The 7,130-nt window shown below is 36.6% G+C and carries 7 protein-coding genes; 6 read left to right on the forward strand and 1 reads right to left on the reverse strand.

Annotation, left to right across the window (positions count from 1 at the left end):
• Nucleotides 1-139: 139 nt before the first annotated feature.
• Nucleotides 140-1,177: a hypothetical protein gene (locus tag FTU46_RS15270; protein ID WP_038350020.1), complete on the reverse strand. Its 1,038-nt coding sequence runs from the start codon at nucleotides 1,175-1,177 to the stop codon at nucleotides 140-142.
• 111 nt (nucleotides 1,178-1,288) lie between these two features.
• Here FTU46_RS15270 and FTU46_RS16790 point away from each other — a divergent pair, with 111 nt between their 5' ends.
• The 6 genes from FTU46_RS16790 to FTU46_RS16795 all read left to right on the forward strand — a co-directional run bounded on the left by FTU46_RS16790 (nucleotide 1,289) and on the right by FTU46_RS16795 (nucleotide 6,952).
• Entirely contained in the window at nucleotides 1,289-3,205 is a 1,917-nt protein-coding gene (locus tag FTU46_RS16790; RefSeq protein WP_257221219.1) for a hypothetical protein, read from the forward strand.
• 119 nt (nucleotides 3,206-3,324) lie between these two features.
• On the forward strand, nucleotides 3,325-4,170 hold the full coding sequence (locus tag FTU46_RS15280; protein WP_042893442.1) for a hypothetical protein: 846 nt from the start codon (nucleotides 3,325-3,327) through the stop codon (nucleotides 4,168-4,170).
• A gap of 183 nt (nucleotides 4,171-4,353) precedes the next feature.
• Nucleotides 4,354-4,857 carry a hypothetical protein gene (locus tag FTU46_RS15285; protein WP_228160833.1) on the forward strand — a complete coding sequence of 168 codons (504 nt, stop codon included), beginning with the start codon at nucleotides 4,354-4,356 and terminating at the stop codon, nucleotides 4,855-4,857.
• 26 nt (nucleotides 4,858-4,883) lie between these two features.
• Entirely contained in the window at nucleotides 4,884-5,816 is a 933-nt protein-coding gene (locus FTU46_RS15290; protein ID WP_114190198.1) for a tyrosine-type recombinase/integrase, read from the forward strand.
• 75 nt (nucleotides 5,817-5,891) lie between these two features.
• Nucleotides 5,892-6,269, forward strand: coding sequence for a hypothetical protein (locus FTU46_RS15295; RefSeq protein WP_005006227.1), 378 nt, complete (start codon nucleotides 5,892-5,894; stop codon nucleotides 6,267-6,269).
• Between the two features lie 20 nt (nucleotides 6,270-6,289).
• A complete protein-coding gene (locus tag FTU46_RS16795) occupies nucleotides 6,290-6,952 on the forward strand; it encodes a hypothetical protein (protein WP_227553516.1) in 663 nt (220 codons plus the stop codon).
• Nucleotides 6,953-7,130: the final 178 nt, after the last annotated feature.

Genomic DNA, 7,130 nt, shown 5'->3' on the forward strand with positions numbered 1-7,130 from the left:
TTCAAATTAAAATTGCCGACCTACGTTCTTTGACTTTTAGATAGATGTTATTCAGGTTGGGATTCCGTAATTATTAAGCCTTTTCCTTTTTGCATTAAAAAAGCCTACATTGTAGGCTTTTAGCTTTTTTAGATCTGTATTACTGAATTAAGTCGTCAACGGCTTCACCAAGGTAGGTTGGATCGTATTGCTTATACAAATAGTTTTCCAGAATTGGTAAATCTGGTGCTAAAACCATTCGCGTAATTTTAGGACGATCTTCTTCAAGGTTAAGCTTCACATGTACGGCGAAGAAATCAATGTTGTTCGTGATGAAGTCATATTCTTTACGACCAGCACTTTTGAGTTGATCAACCATACGCGAAAAGAAGCGGTTATTCGTAATAGAGCAATTCAAGAACTCTAACGCATCTTTTTCAGTAACATTAATTTCAATAATGTTATTGAGGAAGGCTAGCTCTGGTTTAATTAAGTTGCCGTTACGGTCTGCAGTTAGACATTTTGTAGAAAAGGTACCAATACCAGCCATACGACCATCATATTTCACAAAACCGTGCTCTTCAGATGCAACTAAGTTTGACGCATGAACGTATAGAGTAGGGTGGTGCTTTGTATTCCACTCTAAATCAATAACGTCAGTTTCATTTTCTACATAGAGAGTTTGTAAAAGGGATCTATTGAGGTTGGTATAGAGGACTTGATCAAGCTCTAATACTTTGCGGCGATATAGCTCAGCGAAGGCAATACCGTACTGAGATAAGATATTACATGTTGTATTGAAGCTATTGCAGTAAATCGCACGGTTATCGTTACCGCCGTCTCGATCCTCACTGACCACAATTACATGGTTCCCTAAAACACCATTGATTTTATAAACCACAATTGAGCCTAATGCGAAGTTTTGGGTAAGTAGTTCTTCACCCTCAAATCGTACTGCCGTGCAGTTTTTAATATTTTCTGCGCTTAAAGGATAATTACCCGGTGTGATGGACCACAATGTTGAGACTGGTACAAATAGAGGCTCAATAGAACTACTTAAGTCAACTCGACCAATCGTGATGATGCTTGTGCCGTTAAAACTATCGCCCTTGTGTTCTGCAACGGCTGATGTTCCGATCGTACCTGGTATTTGTGCGTTCTCTGAAGCGCTATTATTTGGTACAACTGATTCTGTCATGAAACAACTCACTAAAAGTTTTATCTTTGTTTAAAAATACCACATGATAAATAGTATTAAAACTTATACCACTATTATAAGATGATCTTTAAGATTCATAAAGGTATATTTATGCTAAACCATAAAACCCAAGTTTGTTTTTTTAATAACCTGATTGGACGTTTTTATAAAAACCATTTGATCATAGATGTTAAACCTTTAAACCTAGATTTTATTTTAGATGTTATTGAATTCCCGACATCAATTGAAGGTTTCAAAAAAGCACCTAAAGTATCAAAAATTAAAATACCTTTTACGCAACTTGCTCAGGATCTTCAGCCACAAAATTACCTAGATTTAGTCCAATCTGATGCCAAAAATCTGTATCTGCAGATTGGGCAAGAAAGACGTTATATTCACGGCGAACAAACTAATTTTTCATATGCTACATCGGTGTTTCAGCAGATCGGTGATGATGAAGTGCTCCAGCTTGAGGCTTTGAACTATGCACTGAAGCTCCAAAGCATTACTAATGGTATTCAGCAACATACAACAGCGATTGAGACATATATCGAGCTAAAGCCTTTACGATATGCGTTTAGCTTAGATACGTTCATAAGTGCAACTGCAGATCTAGATCAACCTTTCGATACTCGTGAAGCGCTTTCTGGCCATATCGTTAACCATTGGGAAAAATGGGTTAAAGCAAACAATATCACCAGTGAAAGTTCTTATGATGCGGTGCTAATAAATACCGATAAATTAATACTGGTTCGAGTCGGTATTCACTCATTCTCAGTGAAGATTACAGACCTTGAAGTGGCTGACGGCGTTATCTATGCTTCTCTTTGTGATTTAGAGCTCTTACAGGTGCTTCTACCAACGTTCTTTGATGGTATACCTTGCCGTATTACTGCATATGCCGATATGAACATTCAATATGCTGTATCGCAATATAAGACTTGGCTATCAAGTCAAAACCTGAAGAAGATCCAGTACGTTCGCAAACAAGGTATTGAGAAGTACTTGCGTAAAAAATTAGAAGATGAAAGTGACTTAATCGGTAACGCGCAACTTGCCAAAACCTTAATGAATACCAGCTATACAGAACAAACAGTCTCGTTTTTTTCTGACGCTTGGGGATTATCGTACGCAAACCATTTTGAGAAGAAAATTCGTCATGCTTTTGATCTGGTCATACAGGCTTTGGATCATGAAGGGATCTCATTAGAGCAGCTGCAGTTCATCAATAGCCTAACAAAAGGGGCAATTGAGAATGCTATTAACGAGATGCTGAACAAGACTGGTTCACCGTTAAACGTGGTACCAACACTCACTCAAGAATTACTGTTAATTTGCGATGAATTCAATGCCAAAAAACTCAACATATCAAGTGAGCTCTTAGATGCAATCACTCAGTTTGCAGAACAATATGCAGTATCACCACTGTTGGCCATTAAGCGTGATAGCGCCGTGTATTTGCTGTATGAACCATTAGATGCCGATAATCAGTTAATTGATTATGAATGGTTTTCTACTGCGGTATATACCAAAAATCAGTTTGTGCCTGAAGCAGATGAACAACATAAAACAAATGTAGCGGATCTTCTTAAATCGGTTGAAGTACTGCATGTATTCAAGCCGAATATCCTGTCGTGGACCAATGGCAAGGTATTTGAAACGCCAGAAGAAAAGAAAAATGCTTTTATGTTATGTCTCACACCTGAAGCATTTGAAAATCAAATAGAATTCTTAAGCACGAAGAACGCAATACCAGGATATTTTAAAAACCTGATTACATCCTTAGGTGGTTTAAATTCAGTGGCCACGGAACAAGATAAATACGGTGTATTTTTGATTGAGTCGATCGCTAAAAATTTGACTGGTTTTGCATATCAAGGACAACTCTTTCCTATCGATCAAAATGCCCAAATTGACTTAGATCAATGCTCAAATTTAACGCTTAATTCTAAACTACTACCAAAAAACTACCTGACCTTTAAAAGACTAATGAGATTAAGCGATAGTTTAACGAATGGCGTTAAATAGGTTTAAGGAATATTATTATTTTTACTTTAAGTTTAAATAGTGGTTTTTTAAATGCACAAAAATAAAGTATTATAGTTTCAAACTTAAAACCCTTTTTAAAGTTATATAGAGAATACTGAATGAAACTATTAAAAACTGCGATGGTGGGTATCCTTGGTACTGTATTAGCGCATACAGCTTTCGCATTTGAGGATGAAACTATCCCAACACCGAACTTTAAGGAAGCGTATGTAGGACTTTTAACGCCATCTAAAAGCTTTAATGTTGTTGCTGGTGGTCTTAGACCTGAGATTAGCGAATACAAACTGTCTGATAGCTATTTTGAAAACAATTCAAATCAGCGTTATAAAGCGACAGCTCACCTTTACCAGCAAATGAATACTCAGCAACGTGCGATGTATATATTGCTTCAACATACAGCGTACTTAAACGATATTTTCTATCCTCAACGTAATCCGCTGACCAATCCGAACGTATCTGACGAACAATTAAATGTAGAGCCGGTACTTAAAAAGCTCCAGTCATTCCGTACTGATAATGGCCTGGTTGAAAAAGTTGTAGACCGTGAAACGATGCTCCAAGCATTAAAAGCACATTATGACTATTACATGCGTGACCAATTCACCGTGCGTTTTTATGGCAAAAACCAAAATACCTTTACCTATGGCATTGATAACTTTTCAGGTTTAAAAATTCGTTCGGTAGAAGGGAATATTCGCATTGTCGATCGCAAAACAGGTACATTGTTGGGTGATTCAATGATTAAGTTAAACCACTGGATTCCATCTAACCGTGCCAAAGAGCGCCGTACTATTGATTTGCCGTCTACCATGCCTGAGTGGAAGGACGTAGACATTAAAGATCTTGCAATCAAATTCCAACCAACTGCAATCACTACCATGCAGGGTAAACGCATTGATATTAATAAGATCTATGCGTACAACACTGAAAAATTCAATTTTTAATGCATAAAGCGGTCTATCTCGACCGCTATTTTTTTTGCTTATGTACAATTATTAACCGTAGCCTAAGCAAAAGTTATAAGTTACTTTTCCCACGAATCAAACTAAGGTTGAACCTATGAAAAAAGCTCTCCTATCAATTGCCACTGTAATCATGGTCGGGGATGCTCAGAAGTGCCGAATGATATGTCACATATCGATGTTTTTTCTTCCGATCGCTACCTATCAACTGCACATCAATTTAATAAGCTTGTTGATGATACGTTTAAGTATCCGTATTCTAAAATACCGTTTTTTCTAGTGACGAAAGGGTGGAGTGTTAGTGGTCCAAAAGAGCCAGTATCGCAAATTGTGTATAGTTGCTTAACTTCTAATGAAGTGGAATTAGTGACAAAAATTAAGCCACTCATGCCCGAAGTGACCTACATCAAAACACCTGAAAATCAGGTGAAAAATTGCATCATTAAACATTCAAATGACTCAATTAATGCTGATGCATTGAATGACCTTAAAGCTTTCCCTTTATTCCAAAAATATGCAGACAACCCATTTTTACGTAAGACCGTGGATGCTGCGAAAGCAGATGGCAAAATCTCAGTAAAAGAATATATGGATATTGTGCAAATTGTCATAAAATTAATTGGGGCTGACAAACAGGTTCAGCTAGAGAAAACTATCCAAGAGCTTTAAGTATTCATATGTCGGAAAATCTATCCATGCATAGCATGACGAACGAAGAATTGATTCAAGAATGGCTTGATAGCCTGAAGCTTGAAAACAAATCCGACATGACGATTAATGAATACAAAAAGTGCATACTTTTGATGTTGGAAATGCCTTTTTTTAAAGGCAAACATCTCTTGGATCTCAACCGTGAATATATCTCTTTATTTCGCTTACACCGGGCAGATGTGGATGCTGTTTCCGCACGAACACTGAATAAAAACTTATCTGGCATCAAAAATTTTCTGAGCTATTGCTTGCGAAGAAAATACATACTGGAAAACTTCTTTACTGATATTCAGGTGAAGTACAAAAATAATTCCTTACCGCGACCAATCGCCGTGGACACATTGAATGAGATCCTTGATAACAAGGCTCCATTAAATCCTAAATACAACAACCAAAAATTAAGAGATCTAGCAGCTGCAGAAATTGCATATTCTGGCGGTTTACGTATCTCTGAATTACATGCCATCAAACTAAGTGATATCAACCTCAGTGCTATGCAACTAAAGGTATTGGGTAAAGGAAATAATGAACGGATTGTTTTTTTAGGAAAAAAATCACTAGAGGCTATTTCTACTTGGCTTTTAGTTCGTAATCGTTGGATTTCAAAAGCTGGAGTAGAAGACTGCGGATATTTATTCATTGCACCATCTGGCAAACATATTGCGAAAAACCATTTAGGTGCATGCATTACAGCTCTGTTAAAGGCGCATGGTTCTGGAAATATTGGTAGTACTCATGCTTTGAGACATAGTTTTGCATCGCACTTGTATAACAAAACAAAAAATATTCGCGCCGTTCAGGAAATGCTAGGTCATAAATCACTATCTTCGACACAAGTTTATATTCTTGTAGATCACGAAACGTTGATTAGTTCTTATAAAGATGCACATCCACGCGCTAGAGCGAACCAAGATTAATAATTTATTCGCTTCTTGTACTTCTAAAGATATATCGTAAACGATCGAAATAATTAACTTTTGATGGTGCCCGTAATGGCTAAGACTTTTGAACAAGTAAAAAAAGAATTTTTCAATACAAGGGTCATCACAAACAATCGACTACCTAAGCGTGGTGAAAGCCACAAAATTGCTGTGAAACTTGGTTTAATAGACCAAAAACAATCAACATATGTTAAAAAACAGAAACTTTCATATGTTGGCTTATCTGTAATTGAGTGTTTTGAAGAAGCTGGTTTAGATGATGTCTATATCAATGAAAAAATTGAAGAGTTTTCAGAGCTAAAAAACTATACTTCATTACATAAGGCATTAAGAATACTTGATGACGGCCACATGGCCCGTTTAGCAAAAAAATTAGAGGTTTCAGTCGATATGCTCAATGCGACATTGGCTGTGCTGAATAAAATATAAAAAACGGATTGAACCAACCCATGAATGCAAATGAGCTTTATGAAAAGTTACAGCAAATTGGTAAGCCACTGGTCCACGTAGAAAGCCTCGTATCTACAATGCAGTTGGAAATCCCTGTTGAGGAGATTGAAAAACACATTGAACTTTTCGGGGTTAATTTTTTACTGGTAGAAGTTGTTCGATATACCTTTGACGGTTTTCTATCTCCAGAGTACCAACACTATATAGACGAATTCATTGCAGAAAATGAACTGGATGAAGATGTCATTTTGAATATCAGAAATAAAACATCATCAGATATAGGCCTGGTTAATGTTGGCTTTAATCTAAATGGTTGCATCCTTGGCTTAACCCATACGGATGAATGGATGGAACATTTATTCCACTTGGTTAAGTTCATTACTGACAGTGAAAAACGCGAGAAAAGTAGGAACTTTTTGTCTGAACAAGACAAAATCAAGGAACAAAAAGTTTTAGAAAAACAAGCCAAAGAAAAAGAAAGGGAAGTGATGATTCAACAGGTAGAGGATCTCACCAATACCGATGATTTTAAATTATGCAAAACGAAGGGTGAAATATTGTTGTTTTGGGAAAAGAACATTCCTGACCTATACAAAACTCTATCCAGAACTTTTATGGAAACAATGTCTAAGAAATATATCTCTATATTGCGTGGCTCATGAAGTGATACGATATGAGGAAGAACAACGAGTAGTGCATAAATCAGCGTTCTTAGAGATGGATCCGTAAATTTGAACAACTCCTATAAGTGATATTCTGCTCCTCAAATGATGTTATAAACATCAATATATGGAGTATTTTATGGCACGTAGACCAAGAAGAAATCATTCAAATGATTTT

Source organism: Acinetobacter sp. YH12108 (genome assembly GCF_013419055.1).
Classification (GTDB): Bacteria; Pseudomonadota; Gammaproteobacteria; order Pseudomonadales; family Moraxellaceae; genus Acinetobacter.